General features: G+C 51.0%; 21 protein-coding genes. 8 read left to right on the forward strand and 13 right to left on the reverse strand.

Annotated features, from left to right (window positions below; genetic code table 11):
- The first annotated feature begins 654 nt into the window (after window positions 1-654).
- A complete protein-coding gene (locus JI741_RS29645) occupies window positions 655-1,023 on the forward strand; it encodes a DUF6958 family protein (protein ID WP_202015865.1) in 369 nt (122 codons plus the stop codon).
- Between the two features lie 14 nt (window positions 1,024-1,037).
- Here JI741_RS29645 and JI741_RS29650 read toward each other — a convergent pair whose 3' ends face one another.
- A complete protein-coding gene (locus JI741_RS29650; RefSeq protein ID WP_202015867.1) occupies window positions 1,038-1,643 on the reverse strand; it encodes a TlpA family protein disulfide reductase in 606 nt (201 codons plus the stop codon).
- Window positions 1,644-1,718: 75 nt separating this feature from the next.
- Between JI741_RS29650 and JI741_RS29655 the strand changes: the two genes are divergently transcribed.
- Entirely contained in the window at window positions 1,719-3,503 is a 1,785-nt protein-coding gene (locus JI741_RS29655; RefSeq protein WP_202015870.1) for a hypothetical protein, read from the forward strand.
- A gap of 20 nt (window positions 3,504-3,523) precedes the next feature.
- Here JI741_RS29655 and JI741_RS29660 read toward each other — a convergent pair whose 3' ends face one another.
- The 6 genes from JI741_RS29660 to JI741_RS29685 form a co-directional block, all read right to left on the reverse strand.
- Window positions 3,524-3,976 (reverse strand): DUF7832 domain-containing protein, encoded by a 453-nt coding sequence (locus JI741_RS29660; RefSeq protein WP_202015872.1) that lies wholly within the window; start codon window positions 3,974-3,976, stop codon window positions 3,524-3,526.
- Window positions 3,977-4,032: 56 nt separating this feature from the next.
- The gene (locus JI741_RS29665; RefSeq protein WP_202015874.1) at window positions 4,033-5,265 is read right to left on the reverse strand and encodes a nucleoside recognition domain-containing protein; all 1,233 of its coding nucleotides are present in this window, start codon (window positions 5,263-5,265) and stop codon (window positions 4,033-4,035) included.
- A gap of 23 nt (window positions 5,266-5,288) precedes the next feature.
- Entirely contained in the window at window positions 5,289-5,987 is a 699-nt protein-coding gene (locus tag JI741_RS29670) for a 16S rRNA (uracil(1498)-N(3))-methyltransferase (protein ID WP_202015875.1), read from the reverse strand.
- A 4-nt stretch (window positions 5,988-5,991) separates the two neighbouring features.
- Window positions 5,992-6,252, reverse strand: a complete 261-nt coding sequence (locus JI741_RS29675; RefSeq protein ID WP_202015876.1) for an acyl-CoA-binding protein — start codon at window positions 6,250-6,252, stop codon at window positions 5,992-5,994.
- 93 nt (window positions 6,253-6,345) lie between these two features.
- On the reverse strand, window positions 6,346-7,632 hold the full coding sequence (locus tag JI741_RS29680) for a citrate synthase (RefSeq protein ID WP_202015878.1): 1,287 nt from the start codon (window positions 7,630-7,632) through the stop codon (window positions 6,346-6,348).
- Between the two features lie 84 nt (window positions 7,633-7,716).
- The gene (locus JI741_RS29685; protein WP_202015879.1) at window positions 7,717-8,535 is read right to left on the reverse strand and encodes a prohibitin family protein; all 819 of its coding nucleotides are present in this window, start codon (window positions 8,533-8,535) and stop codon (window positions 7,717-7,719) included.
- A gap of 255 nt (window positions 8,536-8,790) precedes the next feature.
- Between JI741_RS29685 and JI741_RS29690 the strand changes: the two genes are divergently transcribed.
- Window positions 8,791-11,382 carry a tetratricopeptide repeat protein gene (locus JI741_RS29690; protein WP_202015880.1) on the forward strand — a complete coding sequence of 864 codons (2,592 nt, stop codon included), beginning with the start codon at window positions 8,791-8,793 and terminating at the stop codon, window positions 11,380-11,382.
- Between the two features lie 58 nt (window positions 11,383-11,440).
- On the forward strand, window positions 11,441-14,143 hold the full coding sequence (locus JI741_RS29695; protein ID WP_202015881.1) for a tetratricopeptide repeat protein: 2,703 nt from the start codon (window positions 11,441-11,443) through the stop codon (window positions 14,141-14,143).
- Between the two features lie 43 nt (window positions 14,144-14,186).
- Here the strand turns inward: JI741_RS29695 and JI741_RS29700 are convergent, their stop codons facing one another.
- Window positions 14,187-15,590 (reverse strand): Gfo/Idh/MocA family protein, encoded by a 1,404-nt coding sequence (locus JI741_RS29700; RefSeq protein WP_202015882.1) that lies wholly within the window; start codon window positions 15,588-15,590, stop codon window positions 14,187-14,189.
- A 259-nt stretch (window positions 15,591-15,849) separates the two neighbouring features.
- Between JI741_RS29700 and JI741_RS29705 the strand changes: the two genes are divergently transcribed.
- The gene (locus JI741_RS29705) at window positions 15,850-16,875 is read left to right on the forward strand and encodes a rod shape-determining protein (RefSeq protein ID WP_202015883.1); all 1,026 of its coding nucleotides are present in this window, start codon (window positions 15,850-15,852) and stop codon (window positions 16,873-16,875) included.
- Window positions 16,876-16,959: 84 nt separating this feature from the next.
- On the opposite strand, the gene JI741_RS29710 is transcribed toward JI741_RS29705, so the two are convergent.
- Window positions 16,960-17,832, reverse strand: a complete 873-nt coding sequence (locus JI741_RS29710; protein WP_202015884.1) for a DUF6089 family protein — start codon at window positions 17,830-17,832, stop codon at window positions 16,960-16,962.
- A gap of 63 nt (window positions 17,833-17,895) precedes the next feature.
- The gene (gene sucC, locus JI741_RS29715; RefSeq protein WP_202015885.1) at window positions 17,896-19,107 is read right to left on the reverse strand and encodes an ADP-forming succinate--CoA ligase subunit beta; all 1,212 of its coding nucleotides are present in this window, start codon (window positions 19,105-19,107) and stop codon (window positions 17,896-17,898) included.
- Between the two features lie 67 nt (window positions 19,108-19,174).
- Between sucC and JI741_RS29720 the strand changes: the two genes are divergently transcribed.
- The gene (locus tag JI741_RS29720) at window positions 19,175-19,828 is read left to right on the forward strand and encodes an ABC transporter ATP-binding protein (RefSeq protein WP_202015887.1); all 654 of its coding nucleotides are present in this window, start codon (window positions 19,175-19,177) and stop codon (window positions 19,826-19,828) included.
- Window positions 19,829-20,373: 545 nt separating this feature from the next.
- Here JI741_RS29720 and mtaB read toward each other — a convergent pair.
- From mtaB to JI741_RS29735, 3 genes are all read right to left on the reverse strand, one after another.
- Window positions 20,374-21,693, reverse strand: coding sequence for a tRNA (N(6)-L-threonylcarbamoyladenosine(37)-C(2))-methylthiotransferase MtaB (gene mtaB, locus JI741_RS29725; RefSeq protein ID WP_202015889.1), 1,320 nt, complete (start codon window positions 21,691-21,693; stop codon window positions 20,374-20,376).
- A 138-nt stretch (window positions 21,694-21,831) separates the two neighbouring features.
- Window positions 21,832-22,287 (reverse strand): peptide-methionine (R)-S-oxide reductase MsrB, encoded by a 456-nt coding sequence (msrB, locus tag JI741_RS29730; protein ID WP_202015891.1) that lies wholly within the window; start codon window positions 22,285-22,287, stop codon window positions 21,832-21,834.
- Window positions 22,288-22,359: 72 nt separating this feature from the next.
- Entirely contained in the window at window positions 22,360-23,385 is a 1,026-nt protein-coding gene (locus tag JI741_RS29735; protein WP_202015893.1) for a LacI family DNA-binding transcriptional regulator, read from the reverse strand.
- Between the two features lie 304 nt (window positions 23,386-23,689).
- Here JI741_RS29735 and galK point away from each other — a divergent pair, with 304 nt between their 5' ends.
- Both galK and JI741_RS29745 read left to right on the forward strand, forming a co-directional pair.
- The gene (galK, locus tag JI741_RS29740) at window positions 23,690-24,916 is read left to right on the forward strand and encodes a galactokinase (protein ID WP_202015894.1); all 1,227 of its coding nucleotides are present in this window, start codon (window positions 23,690-23,692) and stop codon (window positions 24,914-24,916) included.
- Between the two features lie 9 nt (window positions 24,917-24,925).
- Window positions 24,926-25,969 (forward strand): UDP-glucose--hexose-1-phosphate uridylyltransferase, encoded by a 1,044-nt coding sequence (locus tag JI741_RS29745; RefSeq protein WP_202015895.1) that lies wholly within the window; start codon window positions 24,926-24,928, stop codon window positions 25,967-25,969.
- Window positions 25,970-25,975: the final 6 nt, after the last annotated feature.

Raw genomic sequence — 25,975 nt, forward strand, 5'->3', positions numbered from 1 at the left:
GATTGTTGCTTGATGTGACGGATTACTTTGGTCCTTGGAGCGCTTTCAAGGGGCAAACAGGCGTGGATGCGGGAGTGCTTTCTCTACCTCAAAAGGACACTTGTATTTTCAACGATCAGCTGAATCATTCTGATATGCAGATTTCCGTTCTGGATTCTACCGGGTCGTTTAGGATGTCGGGTAGCCGGTATAACGAATCTTATGATGATATAGTGGAAGAAGCTAACGCGATAGGAACGGGTAATGCTGCCTGGCCGACCTGTATGCCAATTCGGTTCGCCTATTTCAAAACGATATTCGTGCCTACCTCGAAGCGCACATTGCATACGATGGTGCGGATCGCGATACTGCTGAATGGCGGCTTTGGTTGCTTACGTTATGTCAGGCTCATCAACCCGGATAGAAGCAGGTCTGCGGTGATTGATCTCAGCAGTTCTAGGAAGTAGCAATTTGTCTGCTGCTGGCCGCCCGGCGTGTGTTCGTTCTCCAGAATCGATTTGCCAGCTTTCGTTGGCTGAGTTTGATGTAATGATGGACATCGTCCCTTATCAAGGAATGCTAGCGACCTTCCGGCAACGTTATTTCAAAAAAGTTTATGCAAAAATATTACTCCGCAGTGGCTTGCTTCGTTACAGTGGGTAATTTTGGAGCTTTATGGAGAATACAAGTAAGCGGGAAGAAGTGTTTCGCACACTTCGAGCCGATAGGAGAGAGGGCGTGTTGTTGGTGAAAGAGGAGTATGATGCACTCAGTTCCTTTATCCTGTCGACCATCGAAAAAGCGGAAGGCTTGTCGTTACACGACCTGCTGGAGAAGGCTCATCAGGAAATTGGGAGCCGATTGGAGGGTGACCTGGCCTGGAAAATTTTACAGGTGAAGATGGACCTTGAGGCCCGGGGCTTTTTGGAAATAGTGACACCTACGCGAAAGCGTCACGCGTTCACCATCAAGCTTACCCGCCAGGGACTTTCAAAGATCCGTTACGAAAATCAAGTGGCCGAGTGGGCTGTCAATGATCTGTGATGCATTCCGGATCATTATAACGTTTCCAGAAATTTTTTGAATTTTGGAGTGTCGAAGTTGGTTGTGCCGGTTTCTTTGGTCACGATTTTTCCTTCTGCATTCACCACTAGCGTGGTGGGAATGGATGGCACTTGCAACGGCTTGGGCAAATAGCCCGAGGGTACGAACACGGGAAACGAGTAGCCTTTGTCGTTTACGAAATTCACTACTTTCGAAAAATGTTCGCTCTTGTCCAGCGACAACATCACGAATACAACTTTATCGTTGTCCTTCATTTTTTTATAGAGCTCGTCTATAGCCGGCATTTCTACGCGGCACGGCCCGCACCAGGTGGCCCAAAGATTTAGGAATATGGTTTTGCCTTTGAATTGGTTGAAGTCAATGATGTTTCCATGGAGGTCTCTCACCTTAAAATCATAGTCGAACGTTTTCGCGACTGCCGGGGCTTCCGTGCGGGCATCGAGGGCGCCGGTTTTCAGGAGGGCGCTGCCCGTCACGAACGAAATGCCGGATAGGGCACCAGTGAACCGCAATAACAGGAACAAGGCTGCAAAAGTGACCCAGGGACGTATCGTACGCCAGATTTTTAGTAGATTTTCTTTTCCAGGTAAGTTCTTCATAGCGATAGGTGTAGTAATCGGTTCTCCAAATCTCTATATTTTGATTAATTTCGAAAGATAATATCGGCTTTAATCATGACAAAAGTAGCGTTCATCAAGTTCCTCGTCCTCCTGCTTTTTGCTTCGTCGGCCTATGGCCAGAAGGTGAAATACAAAGACATATGGGGGCTTTTGAACACCAAACAGTATGAAGCCGCTGAACCGTTTTTGAAAACGTATCTAAAAGAGAATAGCGACAATCCCAACGCCCAGCTCTATATGGGCATCATTTTCCAGGAGAAGTCTGCCAAAGACGACGTACTAAAGCAAACCCGTCGGGCTATTTCCGATATGGACTCGGCCATCTTGTATTATGACCGGGCCTATAAATCGATCACCGAAAAAGAGGTGAAACGCAACGACGAATACTATCAGGCCTATAACCGTCGCGATTTGCGGACGGGCGAGTTTGGCGTGAAACTTTCCGACATTCAATATGACCTGGAGAAAAAGATGGAAGGTCTCCGTGAGCGTATCGACCGGGTGAAGATGGTGAAGTATTACTTTGCCTTAGCAGATAGTCTATACAAAAAATCCAACGCCCTTTTCAAAACCATTCAGGCCAGTGTGCCCAGCGAAAAAGCGTTCTATCTGCGGGCGAACGAAAACACTGTGAAGAACCTTACGACTCTCGGTGTGCGTTTCGATTCGTGCATGAAGGCCTTCGATAACTATAAATCCAGCACCACGACCATTGGTCGCACAGGCTATAATCAAACGCTGGCGCTGCGCGACATTCAGGACTTTAAAAAAGATGGTGCAGCGCTCAGCAACTTCTTCCAGGACGATTTGCAGGTGTGGGATTATCGCAAGTTTGCCGACCGGGCAAAGGTGGCGATCGAGAAAGAGATTATTCCGATGCGCGATCACCTTGTGGCGTATGACATTGAGATCAACAAGCTGCGCGAAAAACTCAATCACGATTCCGTTTCCGTGAAGAATGACCTGACGTCGCTCATCGATAAACTGTTGATGGAGCAATTGAAGAAGTATGACACGGAACCCTTGCCGATGGATGTGTTCACGTTGAAAATTTCTGATCTCGAATACCGCTCGGCGTTGCTGGAAAACAAACCTGTGCGCGACTCAAGCGATGTGCATTTCCGCATCAAACTGTTGTCGAAAGAATTGAAGTATGCGAACCGTCTCGACAGCATGAGCACAAAGCTGAGCAGCGACGATGTGGACAAGCGTGCAGAAGACTATGATATGTTTGTGAAAAATACCTACAACAACATGCAGGTGCTGAAGAGCTATGTGAAGGCGTTGAAGGAATACTCAGAACGCGAAAAGAAAAAGAAAGAGAATCAACTTGCCCGGGCGCAGGCCGCATTGCAGTGGATTGTGGTGGGCACCGATTCTATTCCCGCGGTGGCAGCGTTAACGTGCGAACGTTTCAAACCACTGGTCATCCAAGACGAGAAGTTCACGTCGGGATTGCAATATGCCGACTCCTTGAACCCGACCGGATATTTTTATACCATTCGGCCGTCGCGTGTTCCGGACGTGAAGGTTACGTTCCCGGTTGATAAGCCCAGCTTCAAACTGGCGCGCCTTGGCACCAGCAAAGCGCTCACCTATTCGGATGCCAATGGACAAATTTACTTCGTGCTGATGTTTGCCGAACGTCCTTCAAAAGAAGGAAAGCATGCGGTGACGCTCGCGAAGATCTATCGTTCGGATGGATTGGCCTGGAGCATGAACTATCAGCTCGGTTATGTGCCAAAAGAAATTCTCTTCAAAGCAGACGGTGGTGAAGTGACCATCAAAGGAGAGTCACAGCAAAACACCGTAGATAAGAACGGGAAGCTTTTGAAATAATAAGATGTTAACAGGGGGGATTAGTTGCCGCCTACCAATTTTCTCCAATCCGTGAAGCGCATATCGATGCGTGTCTTCATCTTTTCGTAGTTCTCCCAGCTATCGGTCACGTGGTAGATGGAGGGTAGTGTTCTAACGAGAATTTCGTCGTAGTCGCTGCGGTATAGTCCACCGCCATAGTAATAATAGGTAAACATGTTACCCTGGCGGCTGAAGAGTTCGAAGCCGAGATATCCGTCCCAGATTTCGCTGAGGATCGTACATGAAATTTCCCGACGTTTGAAACGGAAGATCTGATTGGAGGCTTCGTCTTCGAAGTATTCTGAGTAAAGTCCGGTATCAATGATCCAACCGAGATACATGCCGATGTGTACATAGGCTTGTTCGATGGGTAATGAGTCGGGGAAGTTTCCAAGAAAGTGGCTCTTCGCGTTATCGTAGATGGTCTTTTGGATATCCGCTTTTCTTTCCATATAACAATGTTAAACGTCCAGGTTCAGTTAAACAAATAAATGTATCATTTTATATCTTAATGAAAGAACATGTAACCAACGAAAATTGCAGCTATTATCCCTCCTAAGTCAGCGATTAGTCCGGCAGTGAGTGCATACCTCGTTTTTCGCACATTTACGGACCCAAAGTACACGGCCAGGATATAGAATGTGGTTTCGGCACAGCCCCTGAAAATGCTGCTGAGGTTAGCGGCAAACGAGTCGGGGCCAAAGGTCTTGGAAATCTCGATCATCATGCCCCGGGCACTTTGCCCACTCATGGGCTTCAGGAAGGCAACAGGCAATGCTTCCACAAAGTCAGTATTAACGCCAATCAACCCAAAGCCCCAGGCAATGCCTTGAATGATGTAGTCGAGCGCTCCTGAAGAACGGAAGAATCCGATGCCCACCAACATGGCAATGAGAAAGGGAATGATCTTGATCGACGTCGTGAATCCTTCTTTTGCGCCCTCCACAAATGTCTCAAACAAGGGGATGCGTCTTCGCAACCCCAACGCCAAAAAGGAGACGATAACGGTGGTGATGATCACGCTCGTGATCAATGTGGACTGCTCCTGTAGCTGCACTTGCGACAAAGAAGCAAAGTACCATACCGCCAACAGCACAATACCACCGAGGCCAACGAGATAGCTGAGCAGTACCTTGTCGAGCAGGTTTATTTTTTGACGCGCACAGAGGTAGATCAGGCCCACAATGGTGGAGCAGAATGTTGCAATGAGCGTGGGAATGAAAATGCTTGTGGGGTTCACAGAGCCCAGCGTGGTGCGATCTGCAATGATGGCAAGTGGAATAACGGTAAGTCCCGAAGTGTTGAGCACCAGGAACATGATTTGTGCATTCGAAGCCGTGTCTTCGCTGGGGTTGATTTCCTGCAGTTCTTTCATGGCCTTCAACCCCAGCGGCGTGGCGGCGTTGTCGAGACCGAGGATGTTGGCGCTGAAGTTCATGATGATGGATCCCGCCGCCGGATGACCTTTGGGAATTTCGGGGAATAACCTGGAGAAGAATGGCCCAACCAGTCGCGATAGAATGGGGATCACCCCACCGCGTTCGCCGATCTTCATCAGCCCCAGCCATAACGACATCACACCGGTGAGCGAGATGGAGATTTCGAAGCCGGTCCTGGCCATTTCGAAGGTGGACTGCAGAAGTTTTGGAAACACTTCCACATCCTGAAACACAACCAGCTTCACAATGGCCACCACAAAGGCGATGAGGAAGAATGAAACCCAGATGTAGTTTAGAATCATGGCGTGCTCGTTTAAAAAATCACTTATGTGTTAATGAGGTTCAGCGTGTGGCAGGCAACGATGCCCGCAGTCTCTGTGCGAAGACGGCTGGGGCCGAGGTTCACTTTCTGAAATCCTTTTTGCAGACACACGTCCAGCTCTTCTTTCGAGAAATCGCCTTCCGGGCCAATCAGCACCACGTAGTTGTTGTGGGGCTTCGCGGCCTGTTGCAGGTGAATAGGATTAGTGTGGTCGACATAGGCGATGAACTTCGCGGCGTCGTCCACGCCGTTCAGAAAGTTTTGCAAAGTAGTCAAACCCGATAGCTTTGGCAGGGTCGCTTTCACGGATTGCTTCATGGCACTGACAGAAAGCTTTTCGAGGCGTTCAACTTTCAGGTGTGTGCGTTCGGTATGATCGCATTCCACGAAAGTGATGGCATCCACACCGATCTCCACAGCCTTCTCCACAAACCATTCGATACGGTCGGGATTTTTTGTGGGCGAAATGGCGATGTGGAGGTGAAAGTCTTTTTGAGGCGCAGCTGTTTTTTCAACCACGTTGAACAGGCAGCGTTGTGGATTGGGTTGGGTGATGGTGGCGGCGTAGAAAAAGCCCAGGCCGTCGGTGAGGCGAATGGTGTCGCCTTGCTTTTTGCGCAGCACTTTTGTGCAGTGCTTCGACTCGTCGGGATCGAGGTAGTAGATCCCTTCTTGGAGCAGGGGTTGATAGAACAGGTTCACGCGATCACGCGTAGCGTTGGTGGAGTGTGTCGACCAGGGTCACATATTCCTGCATGGCTTGTTCTTTGGTCTTGCCCTTCAGTTCTTCCCAGGCGTCGAATTTTGCAATGGCTTTGAAATCAAATCCTCCCGGGCGGTCGCCGGTGGCATCGCCTTCTGTGGCTTGTTTAAAGAGCCCGTAGAGTTGGAGCAGTTCTTCGTTTGTGGGGCGTTTGGTAAATGCTTTCGAGCGGTCTACGGCGGTGGCAAAGAGTTGAGCGTCCATGAGGGTTGAGGGTTTAGGAGGGAGCAGTGTGTTTGAAAATAAAAACCGCTACCGTCAGGAAGTCCTGCAGCCGGTAGCGGTTTGAAAGTATGACTATCGTTTTGTGATGTCGGAATACGATCTCAATGTGGCGCCGGTGTAGATCTGGCGTGGGCGACCGATAGGTTCTTTGTTCTCACGCATTTCTTTCCACTGTGCGATCCAGCCGGGCAGACGGCCCATAGCAAACATTACGGTGAACATGTCTACCGGAATGCCAAGGGCGCGATAGATGATGCCCGAGTAGAAGTCTACGTTGGGATAGAGCTTGCGTTCTACGAAGTAGGGATCTTTCAGGGCTGCTTCTTCCAGCTTTTGCGCGATCTCCAACACGGGGTCGTTCACGCCGAGTTTTTTCAAAACATCGTCTGCGGCCTTTTTGATGATCTTGGCGCGGGGATCGAAGTTTTTATAAACGCGGTGTCCGAAGCCCATGAGGCGGAAGCCGCTGTTTTTGTCTTTGGCTTTGTTGATCCATTTCTCGGTGTCGCCGCCGTCTTTGCGGATGTTTTCCAACATCACAATCACTTCCTGGTTGGCGCCGCCGTGAAGGGGCCCCCACAAGGCGTTGATGCCGGCGGAGATTGACGAGTAGATGCTGGCTTTGGATGAGCCTACAATTCTCACCGTGGAGGTGGAGCAGTTTTGTTCGTGATCGGCGTGGAGAATCAGGAGCTTATCCAGTGCGTTAGCAACCACAGGGTCTACTTCGTATTCGTCAGCCGGAAGTGAGAACGTCATCTTCAGGAAGCGTGAGCAATAGTCCAGTTTGTTGTCGGGATAGTTCACCGGGTGACCAACGGCATTCTTGTAGGCCCAGGCGGCAAACGTAGGCATCTTGGCAAGTGAGCGAACGATGCTGAGGTATACGCCTTCGGCCGAACGGTTGGGGTCAAGCGATTCGGGATAGAAGGCGGTCTGTGAGCAGAACAAGGAAGCCAGCACGCCCATGGGGTGCGCGGTGGAGGGGAACCCATCCAGAATTTTCTTGATGTCCTCGTGAACGAGTGTGTGTGTTTTGATGTCGTGGCTGAACTTGTCGTACTGCGGCTGTGTGGGGAGCTCGCCGAAGATGAGCAGGTGGGCTACTTCCAGGAAGTTTGATTTTTCAGCAAGTTCTTCAATGGAATAGCCGCGGTAGCGCAGAATCCCCTTGTCGCCGTCCAAAAAGGTGATGGCACTTTTGGTGGCGCCCGTATTTTTGTAGCCCAGGTCGAGGGTGATAGCCCCTGTTTTGTCCAGTAATTCGCTAATATCAATAGCGACTTCGTTCTCCGTTCCCTCTACAAGGGGCAGCACATATGACTTTCCGTCAATGATCAGTTCAGCAGTTTTAGACATGTTCTATGGATTTATAACACAAGTTTTAAATATACAGGGTTCGGCCATGTTTGAGAAAAGAATGCATTAAAAAATGTGTTTTTGTCAATTATTTCCCAGGATCAACGGCATGCCGTCGCCGCCCGAGCCAATCACGATGACCTTGGCATTCGGTGATTTCGACAATTCCAGTGTGGCTTCGATGCCTCTCATCTTCAGCAGATTGTTTGTCAAGCTATTGTTAATGATGTTGTTGGCTCTCGACTCCCCTTCGGCGGCGATGCGTTTGCGTTCGGCTTCGCTTTTTTCTTTATCCAGGCGGAACTGATAGGCCAGTGCTTCTTGTTCCTGCTGGAGTTTATTTTCAATCGCTCCCTTGATTTGCTCCGGCAGCAATATGGAACGGATGAGGACAGCGGGAGCATTAACAAAATTCTGGTGAAGGATTTTTTCGGTTTCCGTGCGGATAGCGGTTTCTACTTCAGCTCTTTTGGTGGAGTAGATTTCTTCGGCTGTGTAGCGTCCCATCACCTGACGAACCGTGGACCGGACTTCGGGAATGACCAACACGTTTACGTAGTTTTTCGTGAACTTCTCTTGTATGTAGCCCACCTTGTCGGGCATAGGATTATAGCGCACGGTGATGTCGACGTGAATGGAGAGTCCGCTCTTGTCGAGCACATCCATGTTCTCGTCGGATGACATTTCGTTGACGCTATACACATACAAGTCGTTCCAGGGAGCTTTCATGTGAAAGCCCTGCTCAATGATATTGTCTTTGTCTAGACCCACGCCGAATTTGTAGAAGATGACGGCCCGTTCGGAGGGCCCGATGGTGTAGAAGATGCTGGAGGAGATGCTCATCACCACAAACAGTGCAATGATGCCCACGACGACGTAGAGAATAACTTTTCGATTGTTCATAAGGGGTTAAGGTTTAGTGCTTAGTGTAGGAATATGCCGTTTCTGAAATTGCTTTTCAGGACACGAGAGTTTTAACAGATTCATCAAAACTACAAAATAAATTCCGCCCATACAGGAGATTTACCGGTGACACAATGGAATCCTGCCACGGCACAGGTGTCAACGGCTACGGTTAATTAATTATGGGCAACGGGGGTGATGTGTGGGCTAAATACTTTAAATTGACTGGTTAAGTTTTGGTTTTAATATTTAAGCGTGAGGCGTTTCTCAATCCTTTTGATTGGTTTGCTGTGCCTGGCCCAAGCGGTTCGCGCGCAGCCGGCTATGGACAGCCTCAAACAAGTGCTGGCCAACGCTATGAATGACAGGCAACGTACCGATGCCCTCAACAATCTCTCATCCTATATCTACGACATCGATGTGAACGAGGGGTTTCGCTATGCCTCTCAGGCCAACGACATGGCCGTTAAAGCAAACTACGAGCGTGGCCGGAAAAGAGCCCTCACACTCATGGGCTACAAGTCCACGGTGTTTGGCGAGTTTCAGAACGCCATGAAATATTACCGGGAGGCTGAAGATTTAAACAGCGAAGAAGATGATATGCTGGCCTATTGTTTCATCATGAAAGGCAACGCCTATCGTTCGCTATCCACTTACGACTCCGCCCTCATCTACTATGAAAAAGCCATTCGGGTGCTGGAGAAAAGTCCGAACGAATTGTATACCGCCTTTGCCTATAAAAGCATGGCCCGCCTGTTTGTGATACAATGGAGGAACGAAGAAGCAGAAGTGTATTTCAAAAAGGCCCTGGAGTATTACGTGCGCGTTGGTGACGAGCGAGGCATGGCCGAAGTCTGGTTTGCCTTTGCCGACATCTATCGCAACATGATCCGCTATGATCTCGCCAGGGAATACCTGGAAAAGGGGTGCGCGGTTGCCGTAAAACGGAAAAGCGAATACCTCATGCTTTCCTGCTATAAGATCCAGGCAGAAGCATTCTATGACGAGGGCGCCTACATACAAGCGCTGGAAGTACTTTTCAAATCCATGGAGATCTTGAAGCGAAAGGAGCAACCCCCGTTGCTGGCCAGTGTCTACAATCGGCTGGGCGAAGTGTATGGAGAACTCGGACAACACGATGTGGCCCTGAAGTATTACCTCGAAGCGTTGCGCATTGTGGAGCCCAGTGGCGTGCGTTTCGAAACGGCCAAACTCTATAGCGAGATCGGATGGATCTACAAAAACCAGCTGAACTTTCCGCAGGCCTATGCCTACATGGAGAAGTCTTTGAAGCTGCGACAGGAGATCAAAGACGAGCATGGCATTTCCAATAGCTACAACGTGATGGGGGTGTTGCTCTATCAACAGAAAGAATACGACGAGGCCCTTGTGCTGTTGCAAAAATCGCTGGCTATTCGCGAGCGCATCCATCACGAAGCCGGCGTGGCGGCCTGCATTTTTAACATCGCCCTGGTCTACGAAGACATCGGGCAATACGACCGTGCCATGGCCTATCAGTTGCGTGCCTTGAAGATAGACGAGCAGGCTGGCAACAAACAAGGACTTAGTATTTCCTACAACCAGATCGGTCAGCTCTACGCCAAGTCGGGACACTACAAGGAAGCGGAGGAATATTTGCAGAAAGCCAATGCGCTTGCCAAGGCCACAGGCTCGAAAGTATTGCTGATGAACAACCTGCTCTATTTTTCGTCGCTCTTCGAATCGAAGAATGACTTTAAGAAAGCCCTTGACTACCGAAAGCGCTACCAGTCCATGCACGATTCCATCTACAGCGAAAACAATGCGTTGAAGCTGGCCGAGATGCAGGCGTTGTATCAGATGGAGCAAAAGAACCAGGAGATATCCTTTTTGAACCAGGAGAAGGAAATTCAATCCAACAAAATTGAGCTGCAACGGTCGCGCATCGAACAGCAAAATATCTTTATTTTCTCGGGACTGGTGGTTGTTATCCTCATCTCCATTTTGGCCTACAAATCCTACCAGCACGCCACGCGCATCCGCAAAGCAAATTTTGAGATGCTGGAACAAAAGGAGGAGATTCAGGCCCAGTCGGAAGAGCTGATTGAAGCCAATCAAACCATTGCTCAAATCAACAAAAACCTGGAAGTTAAAATAGAGGATCGTACGTTGGCGTTGCGTCAGGCCTATAAGGAGCTCGACACGTTCTTCTACCGGTCGTCGCATGATTTTCGTCGGCCACTCACCACGTTTATGGGACTAGCCGAAGTGGCAAAAATTACGGTGAAAGATCCCAACGCGCTCGAGCTGTTTGCCAAGGTCAGAGAAACGGCCAACAACCTCGACAAGATGCTGATCAAACTGCAGTCTATCAGCGACGTGGGCGCACAGCAACTGGTATATAAGGAAGTGTTTGTTCGGGAAATCGTGAACAACGTGTGCGATAGCTTTGCCGACGAGCTGCGAACAAAAGGCATTGCCGTGTTGTGCGACGTGGACCTGAAACAATCGTTCTTCTCCTATCCGGCCATGGTGAAGATTGTGATCGAGAACCTGATCGAGAACGCCATCTTCTTTAGCATGCCTCATGAACCCTTCATCAAAGTGCGGGCACACGATGTGGACGGGCAAATTATTCTGGAAGTGGAAGACAACGGTCAGGGCATCGAGAAGCAATATGAAGGACGCATCTTCGATATGTACTTTCGCGGCAACGAACGCTCCAAGGGCAACGGGCTTGGTCTTTACATCGTGAAGAAGGCTGTGGAGAAACTCAATGGGCAGGTCGAGCTGCAAAGCGAACCGGGCAAAGGGTCGTTGTTCAAGATCACATTCCCCATCGACCAGCAACACACAGAGATAATCTGATCGCCGGCAAGGATTAGCGCAGAATTCTGTTTAGCTTTAAGAGGCTCAGAATCTCTTCATGCGTCTATTGTTTATCAGTTTTGCTTTAGGATGGCTTGTTCCGATGTTTGCTCTTGCGCAGACGTCGCGCATCACCGACCTCGAAAGCAAATTGTCGCGGGCAGAAAGCCCCGAACAAAAAGCCGAGATTCTACACGAGCTTGCCTCCGCCACTTGGGACTATGATTTTGAAAAAGCCTATGGCTATGCGCAAAAGGCCTGGTTGCTATCGCGTCAGAATCAATATGTGAAAGGGCAGGTGCAGGCGTTGACAGACATTGGACTGTATCATTACTTCTCCGGAAACTATACCCAGGCCTCGGCACGCTATCACGAGGCGGTGCGCCTGTGTGGTTCACACCGCTACGGCGCCTACCCGGCCTACACACTCACCCGCCTTGGCAACTTGTGCCGGGTGCAAGCCAAGTTCGACTCGGCCCGTTATTTTTATGATGCGTCACTGAAGCTTCTGGCCGACATGAAGAGTCCGGGCGCACTGTCGTCGGTCTACTATAACAAGGGGGCGCTTGCTCTCAGTCTTTCTGCATTCGATTCGGCGCTGGTGTTTTTCCGGCAGTCAGAGGCCATCCGAAAGCAAAGCGACACCCTCAACCTGATGGAATGTTGGCATGGCATCGGACAGGCACACCAGGGTGCAGCACGGTTTGATTCGGCCTTGTACTTCTATGACAAAGCGTTTCGCATGGCCTTGCGGCACAAGGATCGGGAGCAGCAAATGGTGTACTATACTCATAGGGGAGAGATCTATACCATCCGGGGCGACTACAAGAATGCCATCCGTGATTTTTCGCAGGCCCTCGACATTCTCAGTCGTCACCGCTTCAAGCGTTATCATGCGCTGGTGCTGCGCCACATTGCCGAAGTATACGACGCGCAGGGGGACTTCAGGCGTGCCAACGAACATTTTCTGACGGCACTGCGCATGCAGGAGGCGATGAACAACAAGCAAGAGATTGGAAAACTTTATGGCGACCTGGCGTGGCTATACATCCACGAACGCAACGACTCTGTGGCTTCTCAATATGCCGCGAACACCTTGCGTGTGATGGAGGAGATTGGCGACAAGTCGGGGATATCGTTTGCCCACAATGTGCTGGGGTTCATTCACTATTCACATCGGCGCATGGACGAAGCGCTGGAACACTACCAGAAGGCGCTGGCCCTCCGCAAGGAAATCAAAGCCATGCAATTGTATTCGGGCACGATGTTTAACATTGCGCGGGTATATGAAAAGCAAGGGGCCTATGCCCGTGCCCGGGAGTATCTGGTGCAGGCGTTGGCGTTGGATGAGCGAAGCAACGACCTGCCGGGGTTGGTAATGACCTACAACGCTCTTGGCGCGCTCTCCTCCAAAACCAAACTCGCTGCCGATGCCGAACAATATCTCAACAAGGCACAAGCCCTGGCGCGGCAAATTGGCGCGCGGAGTGAGCTCCGGAACAACTACAAGATTTTTGCCGATCACTACCGCGCCAAAGGCGACCTGACCCAGGCGCTCGTGTTTTATGATCGCTACATCGCGCTGAACGATTCGATCTTTACCCGTCAAAATGCATCGAAAATCGCAGAGATGAACGCGCTCTATGAGCTTGAGAAAAAAGAACGCGAAATACAATCGCTCAACCAGCAAAACGAAGTGAGTCAGAATGAGATTCAGCTCCAAAAAACACAGTTGAGTTTGCAGCGATCGTATCTCACGTTCACCATTGCCGGACTGGCCCTGCTGGGATTGATGGCCTACATGTTCTTTTTGAACGCTCGCCTGAAGAACAAAGCCAACCGGGATTTGAAGCGATTCAACACCGAAGTCCAGGAGCAGAAAGAAGAAATTCAAGCACAGTCGGAAGAGTTGACTGAAGCCAACAATTCACTGATGCTGCTCAACAACGAGTTGGTTGAAAAAACGGAGGAGGTACAGGCGCAGGCCGAAGAGCTTCGCGAAAGCAACGAAATGATCACGGAGATCAATCGCGACCTCGATCAGATTGTGACCAAGCGCACGTTCGAGTTGCAGGAAGCCTTTAAAGAGCTTGATACATTTTTCTACCGTTCGTCGCACGATTTCCGACGGCCGCTCACCACCTTCATGGGGTTGGCCGAAGTGGCCAAGATCACACTGAAAGATCCGGTGGCGCTAGAGCTTTTTGCGAAAGTGAATGAGACCGCGTTCAGCCTCGACAAGATGTTACTGAAACTGCAGTCCATCAGCGACGTGGGCGCCCAACAACTCATTTTTCGGGAAGTGTGGATACGTGAAATTTACGAGAGCGTGTGCACCACCTTTCGCGAAGACCTGCAACGCCTCAAGATCGGTGTTCATGCCCAGGTAAATCTTCAAACGTCGTTCATTTCTTATCCGGTGATGGTGCGGATCATTATCGAAAACCTGGTAGAGAATGCCATTCATTTTTGTACACCCGAAGACCCGTATATCTTTCTGCGCGCGCGACAGGAAGGCGACAATGCGGTGATCGAAGTGGAGGACAACGGTCAGGGTATTGATGAGCATTATTCAGACAAAATTTTCGACATGTACTTCCGGGCGAGCGAGCGTTCAAAAGGCAATGGACTCGGACTCTACATTGTCAAAAAGGCCGTGAAGAAACTGAACGGCAGCCTGGAACTTGTTACCAAAGTGGGCAAGGGATCACGCTTCATCATCACGCTCCCCATGAACAAATCTACCATCCATAAATTCTAAAAAAGGAAAGCCCTGCTGTTTTGTTCAGCAGGGCTTTCCTTTTTTACGACACCATCTTTGCTGTTTCAGGATCCCAGTTGATAATTCTTTTTTCGGCCACACTTTTATTACATGCCAATGCCGGGCCTGCGGCACGCATGCCAAACAATGCATCTTCTTTGATGGTGGTTTTTTCGCGAATGCCACGGTAGAAATTTACGTGGTGATCGAAGTTCGCGCTGTACTTGTCGGGTGCCTTATAGGTTGTGCCCGGATTGATCATTTCGGGTTTGCTCGCGGGATATTTTGCCTTATACCACTTTTCGTATTCCTTCTGTTGGGCTTCGGTGAAGGTGCCGAACGAATCCCATCCGCCATAGCCGGGAGCTTTTGGAGTTTTGTTCAGCGTCACGGTCACTTCGCTCCAGCCCATGGTGATCACGCCATCGGTGCCGATGAGGCGCAGGCGTTCACCGTCGCGGCTGCCATCGGCAAAGTTCACGCGCATTTGCAGATTGAAGGCCGGGTGCTTGTCGGAGGCTGGGTAGTCGCAGAGGCCTGTAATGAGATCGGGCACGTCGCGGCCATCTTTCCAATAGCGGAGGCCGCCGGTGGCATACACGCGGTTCGGACCTTTTGAGCTGGTCACCGTGTGCAGCCCCGAGAAGAGGTGCACAAAAAGATCGCCGGCGATGCCGGTTCCGTAATCCTGATAATTTCTCCAGCGGAAAAAGCGCATGGGGTCAAAGGGCACTTTGGGCGCGTCACCAAGGAAGCGATCCCAGTCCACGGTGTTGGTGCTGGCATCGGTTGGAATGGAATATTGCCATGCGCCCCCGCCGCCCTGGCGGTCCATCCAGGTCTCAACCAAAACCAACTCGCCGATCACGCCCGACTCAAAAATCTCGCGTGTCTTTTCCGTGGCGATGGAGCTCACGCGCTGGCTTCCAATCTGCACCACCTTTCCGGTTTTTCGTTGTGCGGCGATCACCTCGGCGCCTTCTTCCAGTTTGTGAACCATGGGTTTTTCGCAATACACATGCTTGCCTTTGTTCAGGGCTTCAATGGTGATGTGATCGTGCCAGTGATCGGAGGTGGCAATGATGACGGCATCAATATCTTTGCGGCCCAGGATCTCGTGGTAGTCTTTGGTTGTGAAAATATCTTTGCCATACAATTCTTTCGTGCGGTCGAGCCTTCCGGTGTAGAGGTCGCACGCGGCGACCAGCTTCACGCCAGGCACTTGCTGCGACGTTTCCCAGTTGTTGAAACCCATGATGCCCATACCAATCACGGCCACGTTCACCTGGTCGTTGGGGGCAAATTGTTTGGTGTATGGCACGGGTCCGGGCAGCGTCACCACCTTGCCTTTCTGTGCAATGAGCATAGAAGGTACACTGGTGAGAATAGCCCCGCCGACGGCCTTTTTAATAAAATTTCTTCGCGATTTTTGTGAAGGTGCAGGCATACATTTTCAGTTGTAGGGGTATGGTGGGGAAGTTACACTTTTTGATAAAAAAAGAAACTCCCTTTGCTGTGAGCGGCGACACTCCGTGTTTTTCGCAAGCAAGAACGGAGCTCTCTGAATTGAAATTAGAAACGGTATACCCTATCTTGCCCCGCACACAAACACACGTAGCTGATAGAATGGTGAGACTGCGCAGCGAAGACCACTACGAAGCCGCGCAGGCATAGCAGAGAAAAAGAAACCCGTAATAAAAGAGACCATGAATTTTAATTTCTTCCGAAACAAAAGCGTCGCCATCGATCTGGGCAACAACAACACGGTGGTGAGCGACATACATAAAGTGCTTTTGGCACAGCCATCTTACATCGTGTTCGACACCGAAACGCACGCCGTGAAAGCGGTGGGCAATAAGGCTTTCAGTATGTTCGAGAAAAACCATGATGAGCTGCGTCCGGTTAAACCCCTACGTGGAGGTGTGATTGCCGACTATGATTCGGCCAGCAAAATGATTCGCGAAATGCTTTCCCAGGCGTCGATGCAGTCGTCGTTCCTGGGAGGATATGACAACATGATTGCCGGCATTCCCTACTACACCACCGAGGTGGAGCGTCGTGCCCTGCGCGATGCCTTGGGACAGTTCAACTCGCGCCATTCCTACATGGTCTACGAGCCCCTGGCCGCCGCATTGGGTATTGGCCTCAACATACGCGAACCCGACGGGAAGATGCTGATCGACATCGGCGGGGGCATCACGGAGATTGTGGTGATATCGCTGTCCGGCGTGGCGGCTTTTCAATCCGTTAAAGTAGCCGGCGACACATTCGACGAACAGATTCAGGATCACTTCCGTCGCGCTTATAACATAGCCATCGGTCTGAAGACGGCCGAGCAAATCAAAATCAACGTGGGCGCGGCCATCGACAAGATTGAAGGAGCACCCAAACCCATGCTGGTGCGTGGCAAAGACCTAATCGAAGGCCTTCCGGTGACGCGCTCGATCGACCACAGTGAAGTGGCCTTTGTGCTGGAGAAATCCGTGAGCGCCATCGAACATTGCATCGTGCAAACACTCGAAACCTGCCCGCCCGAACTGGCCGCCGACATCTATCACAACGGCATTCACCTCACTGGCGGAAGCGCCATGCTCCGTGGCCTGAAGGAGCGATTCGAAGCGAAAATGAGACTGCCCGTGCACGTCGATCCGCAAGCCCTGCTGTCAGTGAGCAAAGGCATTGCCGAAACATTGAAGGATACAAAAAAATACCAGGGTATACTGCTTCAGTAGTGACTTCGGTTTTTATAGAGAAAATCAAAAAGGACCACGATGAAGTGGTCCTTTTTGATTGATTGTGTCTATGAATACTCTCTCTTACCTGCTTCTTGGCTTGCGATAGTATGCCTTGCGCTTTCTGTTGTAGAGTTTACGATCACTGTTCTCAAACAGACTCACCGGCAAATAATACTGCAGGGTTATGTTTGTAATGAAGTAGCCGTCTTTTTTATCGGGGTTGCCACGAACACCTTTGGTGTAAGGAACGTCAGCACCGATTTCGCCTCTGCGGTCAGAAAGTGCACGCGACAAGTCGCTCTGCAATGTGGCAGGATCAGGGTAACGTCGTGAACTCACATCGTCAAGGTAGTCGGTGAAGGTGATCCGGTAGCCGGCTTCTACAAGGATGTTGAAGAAGGGATTGAGCTTCACGCGTGCACCCAGGCCAAAAGGGATCACAGGCTGCACACGGCTATACTTCACACCCTCCGTTTGCAGGGGAGCAAGCGGGTAGGAGTTGCCTTCATATTTGGCTTTGGGATTGAAATACAGCACGCCGATGCCGGCGAAGGCATGCACGTTCAACTTTGACCGCTGATAGAAGCGCAGTCCCATAGGGCTGAGGTTAACCGCCCCCAAGACGCTGAATTCAATACAATTTGAAGTGAATGACAAATTTCGTTTAACGCGGTCATCGTCAGCTTTGGCATCGTCGCCCGACAATTGGAACCAGGTTAACTCAGCCCGCGCGCTGATGCGGCTGCTGAGGTAATATTCAGCACCAAGGGCAATGTTGGGTTTCAGTTTTCCGAATTCGCCCGGGTTCACCATCTCACCATAATAATTGGCCGTGCCAGAGCCAACGCTCACAAGGAAGTTTCGTTCCTGGCGGAGCAAATTGAAACTCTGAGAATACCCAAGCAAGGGCATTCCAGTAACAATAACTATAGCGAGGATAGCTAACCTTTTCATGTTGTTTTTAGAGCCAAACTTCGTGAAATATAGGAAAAATAACTTTAATGGACGAAAGAGGGCCTAAGCCAGCACTTCTTTCACCTTTTGTGCCGCGTCTTTCAAGACAATCGCTGAAAATACTTTCAATCCCGACTGCTCAATAATCTTAGCTCCTTCTTCAGCATTTGTTCCTTGCAATCTGACAATGATAGGAACGTGAATGTCGCCGATCTTCTTGTAGGCTTCTACCACACCGTTGGCTACCCGGTCGCAACGAACAATGCCGCCAAAGATGTTGATGAGAATCGCTTTTACATTGGGATCTTTCAGGATGATGCGGAAACCGGCTTCAACCGTTTCGGCATTTGCTCCACCACCCACGTCCAGGAAGTTCGCAGGTTCGCCACCAGAAATTTTAATAATGTCCATGGTGGCCATGGCCAGTCCCGCGCCGTTCACCATGCAGCCCACGTTGCCGTCGAGCTTCACATAGTTGAGGCCGGCTTTGCCTGCTTCCACTTCCAAGGGATCTTCTTCTGTGATATCTCTCAGCTCAGCCAGGTCTTTATGACGGTAGAGTGCGTTGTCGTCGAGGTTCACTTTTGCATCCACGGCCAGGATCCGGTTGTCGGAGGTCTTCAGCAGCGGGTTGATTTCGAACATGGAGGCGTCCAGGCCAAGGTAGGCACTGTAGAGGGAATGGATGAACTTCACACCTTCTTTGAACGCGTTGCCTTCCCAGCCCAGGGCGAAGGCGATTTTGCGCGCCTGGAATCCCTGTAAGCCAATAGCCGGATCAATCCATTCTTTTATGATCTTTTCGGGATGTGTCTCGGCAATTTCTTCGATGTTCATGCCGCCTTCGGTCGACGCCATGATGACGGGACGTGCTTTGGAGCGATCCAGCAGGATGCTCATATAATATTCTTTCGGTTCAGCTTCGCCGGGATAATAAACATCTTCGGCGATGAGAACCTTGTTCACTTTCTTTCCTTCGGGGCCGGTTTGGTGGGTAACCAGGGTGCCGCCCAGGATGGCTTTCACTTTATCGGGAACTTCGGTGATGTTCTTGGCCAATACCACGCCGTGCGAGCCGGTCTCCTTCACTTTGCCTTTTCCACGACCGCCAGCATGAATCTGGGATTTAATCACAAACCATTTGGTGCCTGTTTCTGCCTGTAACTCCTTGGCGGCCTGAATGGCGCTGTCTGGTGTATCGGCCACAATGCCCCGTTGAATCGTCACGCCGTATTTCTTGAGAATCTCCTTGCCCTGATATTCGTGAATGTTCATGAATTTTTTGTTTTGGGCGAAACTAGTTTATTTACAGCTTTATTTCAAGGAAACAGTTAAATCAACGATGCTCCGGGCCACGAATATTGAAAAATCATACGGCGACCTACCGGTTTTGAAGGGCATCGACCTGCAAATCAGCAAAGGCGAAGTGGTGGCCATTGTCGGGGCCTCCGGGGCGGGAAAAAGCACCCTGCTCCACATCCTGGGCACATTAGACGCTCCCGACAAGGGCAAGGTCTTCATTCACGACAAAGATGTGTTTGGCCAGAGTGCACGAAACCTGGCAGCATTTCGAAATACGTCTATTGGATTTGTTTTTCAATTTCACAACCTGCTGCCGGAGTTTTCGGCCATCGAGAACGTGATGATCCCGGGATTGATTGGTGGCCGCGAGGAACGGACCGTGAAAGAAAGAGCACTTTCGCTGCTGGATATGCTGGGATTGAAAGACCGTGTGCATCACAAACCGTCCGAGCTTTCGGGTGGCGAGCAACAGCGCATTGCCGTGGCACGGGCCATGATAAACTCACCGGCCTTGATCTTGGCAGACGAACCCAGCGGCAATCTTGATTCGAAGAATGCTGTGGAGCTGCATAATTTGTTTTTCAAGCTGCGAACGGAAATCGGACAAACGTTTGTGATCGTAACGCACAATGAACAACTGGCCGCGATGTCGGACCGGAAAATTGAATTGAAAGACGGCAGAATTAAAGTGTAGCAGCATAGCCAAAAAAGAAAGAAGAAGACCCCACTATCCTTCTCACAAATCGTGGTCTCCTTCTTTCGGCTCCCCTCATTCTCCAACAAGTCTTAACCCTAACACTAAAATCATCTAACCCTAAATGACATTACAAAAGTAATGGCTGGCGGGAGTCTGTGCTGTGGAGAAAGGGTGCTTATCGCAAGCGTGTAAGAATGCATCTGCTTCCGCAGGAATAGCCGGCGAGGGTAGGGGAAGTATGCAAGGCCACACAAAATCTTACCTTGGTGCAACCCTGAAGTTCAAGAAGAATATTTTACAAGGTCATCGCTTTAAGATTAAAAAGAACGTCCGAACGGTCGGCCATCCGTGTTTTGACGGATGCAGGGAAGTGAAAGGCATGCGATATTTCCTTTATTCTTACAACACACCACAAACATAGAACTTTTGGAAAGCGTCAATTTTCGCGCGTCGCTACACTGTCTCTGAAGGAAAGTGACATGGCCTGACGTGTGACAATAAAGAAGTATTGATGAATGCGGACTTGAATGATGCTTACTGGCTTAGTGCACGTGCACTTCGGGCATGGCCTCTTCCACTTCAACCAATCCCTTTGCCTGAATAGACAGGAGCTTCACACGCTTCACTTCATTCACCAGAATGGGATCGTATTGTGCCACTACGCGGATGTAGTTTTCGGTGAAGCCGTGCATCATGCCTTCTTCCACATCGTTTTCGAAAAGCACGGTGGCTTCGCGGCCCAGATTTTCTTCGTAGAACTTCCGTCGTTTCTTGTCAGACAAAATGTGCAGCATCTTCGAACGCTCGGCGCGAATGTGGCCAGGCACAGTGCCGTCCATCTCTGCCGCGGGCGTGTTCTCGCGCTCGGAATAGGTGAACACGTGCAGGTAGGATATGTTGAGCTCGTTGAGGAACTGATAGGTCTCTTTAAAGTCTTCGTCGGTCTCCCCTGGAAAACCAACAATTACATCAACACCAATGCAGCAATGCGGCATCAATGATTTGATGGTGTCCACCCGGTCGCTATACAACTCGCGCAGATAGCGACGCTTCATCAGTTTCAGAATCTTGTTGGAGCCCGACTGAAGTGGAATGTGAAAATGCGGAACAAAACGCTGCGACTGCGACACAAACGTGATGATCTCGTCGGTCAACAAATTGGGTTCGATAGACGAGATGCGGAAGCGGTCGATGCCCTCAACCTGATCCAGCGCTTTGATGAGGTCCACAAACCGTTCAACACGCTTGCCTTCCTGCAAACCAAAGTCGCCCGTATTCACCCCGGTGAGCACAATCTCGCGCACCTCGGTGGCGGCGATCTCCTGGGCAGTCTTTACGATGTTCACGATGCTGTCGCTGCGGCTGCTGCCACGTGCGAGGGGAATGGTGCAGAATGTGCACGAATAGTCACAGCCATCCTGAACTTTCAGGAAGGTTCGTGTGCGGTCGTGCAGGGAGTAGGAGGTGTTAAAGGTGTTTGCCTGCTCAATGTCGGAGGCAAAAACCTGGGCATTGGGTTGCCGCACAAACCCGTCGAGCAATTCTACGAGCCTGAATTTTTCGGCAGCTCCCAACACAGCGTCCACACCGGGAATTTCAGAAATCTCTTTTGGCTTCAGTTGCGCATAGCAGCCCACAATGGCCACATAGGCTTCGGGGGAGATGCCACGGGCTTCGCGCACAATTTTGTGGCACTTCTTGTCCGCATTTTCGGTGACGGAGCAGGTGTTGATAATAAAAATGTCGGGCGTATCGGTGAAATCGACCTTTTTATAGCCCTTTTCCTCGAACAACCGGGAAATGGTGGAGGTTTCGGAATAGTTGAGCTTGCACCCCAGCGTATAAAAGGCCACTTTTTTCATTGCGGGTACAAATTTAAGGAACAAATGGGATTGGGCAATGAGTCTTCAGTCTGGAGACTGGATGCATAATGGGCACGGGTCATAGACCCGCGCCAGTTCATGTGGGGGCACCCCAACGCGTCGGGACGCCAGTCCAACTTATGCGTTTGCCTTTTCTTCCACCAGTTTTATTGAGGCTGAGTTAATGCAGTAGCGAAGGCCCGAAGGGGCGGGGCCGTCGGGGAAGACGTGGCCCAGGTGGCTGTCGCACACGTTGCACATCACTTCCACGCGCACCATGCCATAGCTGTTGTCGCTTTTGTATTGGATGGCGTTGTCTTTCACGGGCACCGTGAAGCTGGGCCAGCCGGTGCCCGATTCAAATTTTTGGCGTGAGTCAAACAGCGGTGTGCCACAGCCACGGCAGGCATAGAGGCCGGGTTCGTGAGCTTCACAATACTCGCCAGTGAAGGCACGCTCCGTTCCTTTTTTGCGGAGGATGTGATATTCTTCGGGGCTTAATTCTTTTTGCCATTCGGCGTCCGATTTTTCTACGCGCTTGTCGGGGACCAGGTTCCCGTTCTTGGCCAAGGTCAATGCTTCTTTCCAGTTCATGTTTTGTCAACAAATAAAATATTGCGAATGTTCAATGCTTCGTATTTCTCGTGAGCGCGACATGTCGGTTGTCTACACCTTGCGTGTTGAATTGCGCACCAGCAAGGTGGTCTTCATTGTGGCGGTTACCGGTGTGAAGTTGTCAAGATCGTGGCTCTGTTCAAGAAACAGTTCGATGGCCTTCTTTCCCATTTCGTGCGAGGGCTGCGACACCGTGGTGAGCGAGGGTTCGATGAATGCCGACACGGGTTCGTTTGTGAAGCCCACCACCGAAATCTCTTCGGGCACGCGAATGTTTTTTTCTTTCAGCAGTTGCAGCACGGGCACGGCAATGGGATCGTTGAGGCAGAACAACGCGTCGGGCTGTTGAGTTTTGGGCAACGACAACAATCGTTTCACCTGCTCCAGCGGTTCGGTGTGAAGTTCGTGACAATGCACAATCAATTGCTCGTCGGGAATGATGTTGTGGTGCAGCAGGGCGTCGAGGTAGCCGCGTTTGCGTTGGTTGCTGATGTAGAACGTGAGCGGTCCGCCGATGTAGGCAATGCGGCGACAGCCGGTTTGGATGAGGTGCTCTGTGGCTTTGAAGGCGCCGTCGTGATCGTCTACCACCACCTTGGCCACGGGCAGTGCATCGCTCACGCGATCGAAGAGAACGACGGGAATGTTTTTGTTGATGAGGGATTGGATGTGGGCCACGTCTTTTGTTTCGCTCGACATGGAAATGAGCAGTCCGTCCACGCGGTTGGCCGCCAGCATGTGCACGTTTTGCTTCTCGGTTTCAAACGATTCGAGCGACTGGCAGATCATGATGCTGTAACCATGTTGCGCGGCTTCCTCCTGCATGCCGCTGATGGCCGACGAAAAGAAGTGAAGCGATATTTCGGGCACGATGATGCCGAGGGTGTTGGTGCGTTTGATGCGCAGACTTTGGGCCACGCGGTTGGGTTCGTAGTTCAGTTTCTCGGCCATTTCAAGCACGGCCTTTTTGGTTTCCTGGTTCACGTCGGGTGCTCCGCGCAGGGCGCGCGAAACGGTGGAAATAGAGATGTTTAGTTTAATGGCAATGTCACGAATGGTGGCCTGAGTATTTCTCATCGTTGGGTTGAAAGTGTGTGAAGGTGCCCGGCGGTTCCGGACTATGAAAAACGAGGCAAGGCAGAACGGGCTTCCTAAAGATATGAAAAATGATAACGTTGCCGGAATCGTTTTTTCGGGAATCCACGCCGCCAGCCCCTGTTTATCTCCTTCGGGTGACCGTACTTAGCATCCGCTAAATTAATAGTTTGGGTTAATTTTTAGTTTGGCCTTGATAGACTGCTCTGGCTGCGGGCCCTTTCCCTTGGCCATAGCGTCTATCTTTATTTTAAACCTAATCCTCAAATTCGTTTTTAAAACAGGTATGAACCAGACCGACGTGTTGAACGCAAAAGAATCCCTCTCCGAATTTCAACCCGCTGACCTGCGGAACAAGTTTCTTGAACTTTATCATCAGGAACCCCTTGTGGTGCGCTCGCCGGGCCGTATCAACCTCATTGGCGAACACACCGACTACAACGAAGGTTTTGTTATGCCCGCCGCCATCGACCGCGAAATCCTGGTGGGCATCAGTTCCGCCCAAGGCCCCAAAGCCACGCTCTATTCCGTGAAGCACGACGAAACCGTGACCTTCGACGTGAACAATCCCGAAAAAGTAGAAAATCCCGCGTGGGCCAACTACCTGCTGGGTGTGGTGCGTCAATTTGTGGATAAGGGATATGATCTGAAACCCTTTCACGCCATCATCGGAGGCAATGTTCCCACGGGTGCTGGTCTCTCTTCGTCGGCTGCTCTGGAGTGTGGTTTTGCATTTGCCGTTGATCAGTTGCACGGTTTCCAGGTTCCTAAGCTCGATCTCATTCACATGGCCCAATGGGCCGAGCACCACTATGTGGGGGTGAAGTGTGGCATCATGGACCAGTTCTCCAGCATGATGGGCGCGGCCGGTCAGGCCTTTGTGCTCGACTGTCGTTCGCTGAGCTACCGCTATTTTCCCGTAGACCTGAAAGACTACACCATCGTGTTGTGCGACACCATGGTGAAACACTCGCTGGCCAACTCGGCCTACAACACACGCCGCTCGGAGTGCGAAAAAGGCGTCGCCATTTTGAAAGAACATTATCCGGCTGTGCGAAGCCTGCGCGACGTCACCGCCGACATGCTCCAGGCTCACCGTGATGAATTTCCTGGAAAGGTATACGACCGTTGCATCTACATTGTGGCCGAGAACGAGCGCGTGCTCCAGGCCTCCGAAGACCTGGCCAAGGGCAACCTCAACGCCTTTGGACAACGCCTCTATGCAAGCCATGACGGGCTGTCGCGCCTCTATGAAGTGAGCTGTCTCGAACTGGATTTTCTGGTGGACGAAGCAAAAAAATTCGGAGGCGTGCTGGGCGCCCGCATGATGGGCGGCGGCTTTGGCGGCTGCACCATCAACATCGTGAAGAAAGACCGTGTCAACGAATTTATCGACACGCTCAAGGCTGCTTACCAGCACACCATTCACCGCGAAATGGTGGGCTACGTAGTGGCCCTCAAAGACGGCACCAGCATTGTTCCACTCACCGCCAAGGAACCTTCCTTGCTTTAACAAAACACCATGACGTTTGACACTTCCGAACACTCGCACCGCCGGCTCAACCCGCTGACGGGCGAGTGGGTTCAGGTATCGCCCCACCGCTCCAAGCGCCCCTGGCAGGGACAACAAGAGAAGACAGAGACCGAAAGCATTCCGGCCTTCGACCCCACATGCTATCTCTGCCCGGGCAACAAGCGCTCCAACGGAGAATACAACCCGGCCTATACCGGTCCCTTCGCATTCACCAACGACTTCTCGGCCATCATTGCCGATGGGCCCGACGGCACCATCAACGACGGCCTGTTGCAAGCCAAAACCGAGAAAGGTATTTGCCGCGTCATTTGCTTCTCGCCACGCCACGACCTCACCATCCCCGAACTGGACGTGAGCGACATCAACGCCGTGGTGGCCCTGTGGCAACAGGAATACATCACGCTGGGCAAAGAACCCTTTGTGAACTACGTACAGATATTCGAAAACAAAGGCGCCGTGATGGGCTGCTCCAACCCACACCCGCATGGACAGATCTGGAGCCAGGAGTCGGTGCCAGTGGAGCCGCTGAAAAAACAGGTTCATCAAAAAGCTTACTTCGACAAACACGGCCGCACTTTGCTGAGCGACTATTTGCAGCAGGAGTTCAAGGCACAACAGCGCATCGTGTTGGAGAATGAACATTTTGTGGTGCTCGTTCCCTTCTGGGCCACATGGCCCTTCGAAACCATGATCGTTCCCAACCGCGCCATGGCGGCCATCACCGACATGACGGCGGCCGAAAGCCAGGCGTTTGCCGACGCCTACAAGCGCATCACCACGCGCTACGACAATTTGTTTTCAATATCATTTCCCTATTCGGCCGGCATACACCAGGCACCCACCGACGGCGTGCCCCATCCCGAGTGGCATTGGCACATGGTGTTCTATCCGCCGCTGCTGCGTTCGGCCACGGTGAAAAAATTTATGGTGGGATATGAGATGTTAGCCAATCCGCAGCGCGATATTACGCCGGAATCGAGTGCAGAGCGTTTGCGCGCACTCTCCGATGTTCATTATAAAAATGTAAAATAGTAACCA

It is taken from the genome of Chryseolinea lacunae (genome assembly GCF_016735595.1).
GTDB lineage: Bacteria > Bacteroidota > Bacteroidia > Cytophagales > Cyclobacteriaceae > Chryseolinea > Chryseolinea lacunae.

Excerpts from the sequence above, each read along its gene's own strand:
- JI741_RS29645 (WP_202015865.1), top strand. The coding sequence starts at position 655 with ATGGAGAATACAAGTAAGCGGGAAGAAGTGTTTCGCACACTTCGAGCC.
- JI741_RS29650 (WP_202015867.1), bottom strand. The coding sequence starts at position 1,643 with ATGAAGAACTTACCTGGAAAAGAAAATCTACTAAAAATCTGGCGTACG.
- JI741_RS29655 (WP_202015870.1), top strand. The coding sequence starts at position 1,719 with ATGACAAAAGTAGCGTTCATCAAGTTCCTCGTCCTCCTGCTTTTTGCT.
- JI741_RS29660 (WP_202015872.1), bottom strand. The coding sequence starts at position 3,976 with ATGGAAAGAAAAGCGGATATCCAAAAGACCATCTACGATAACGCGAAG.
- JI741_RS29665 (WP_202015874.1), bottom strand. The coding sequence starts at position 5,265 with ATGATTCTAAACTACATCTGGGTTTCATTCTTCCTCATCGCCTTTGTG.
- JI741_RS29675 (WP_202015876.1), bottom strand. The coding sequence starts at position 6,252 with ATGGACGCTCAACTCTTTGCCACCGCCGTAGACCGCTCGAAAGCATTT.
- JI741_RS29680 (WP_202015878.1), bottom strand. The coding sequence starts at position 7,632 with ATGTCTAAAACTGCTGAACTGATCATTGACGGAAAGTCATATGTGCTG.
- JI741_RS29685 (WP_202015879.1), bottom strand. The coding sequence starts at position 8,535 with ATGAACAATCGAAAAGTTATTCTCTACGTCGTCGTGGGCATCATTGCA.
- JI741_RS29695 (WP_202015881.1), top strand. The coding sequence starts at position 11,441 with ATGCGTCTATTGTTTATCAGTTTTGCTTTAGGATGGCTTGTTCCGATG.
- JI741_RS29700 (WP_202015882.1), bottom strand. The coding sequence starts at position 15,590 with ATGCCTGCACCTTCACAAAAATCGCGAAGAAATTTTATTAAAAAGGCC.
- JI741_RS29705 (WP_202015883.1), top strand. The coding sequence starts at position 15,850 with ATGAATTTTAATTTCTTCCGAAACAAAAGCGTCGCCATCGATCTGGGC.
- JI741_RS29710 (WP_202015884.1), bottom strand. The coding sequence starts at position 17,832 with ATGAAAAGGTTAGCTATCCTCGCTATAGTTATTGTTACTGGAATGCCC.
- sucC (WP_202015885.1), bottom strand. The coding sequence starts at position 19,107 with ATGAACATTCACGAATATCAGGGCAAGGAGATTCTCAAGAAATACGGC.
- JI741_RS29720 (WP_202015887.1), top strand. The coding sequence starts at position 19,175 with ATGCTCCGGGCCACGAATATTGAAAAATCATACGGCGACCTACCGGTT.
- mtaB (WP_202015889.1), bottom strand. The coding sequence starts at position 21,693 with ATGAAAAAAGTGGCCTTTTATACGCTGGGGTGCAAGCTCAACTATTCC.
- msrB (WP_202015891.1), bottom strand. The coding sequence starts at position 22,287 with ATGAACTGGAAAGAAGCATTGACCTTGGCCAAGAACGGGAACCTGGTC.
- JI741_RS29735 (WP_202015893.1), bottom strand. The coding sequence starts at position 23,385 with ATGAGAAATACTCAGGCCACCATTCGTGACATTGCCATTAAACTAAAC.
- galK (WP_202015894.1), top strand. The coding sequence starts at position 23,690 with ATGAACCAGACCGACGTGTTGAACGCAAAAGAATCCCTCTCCGAATTT.
- JI741_RS29745 (WP_202015895.1), top strand. The coding sequence starts at position 24,926 with ATGACGTTTGACACTTCCGAACACTCGCACCGCCGGCTCAACCCGCTG.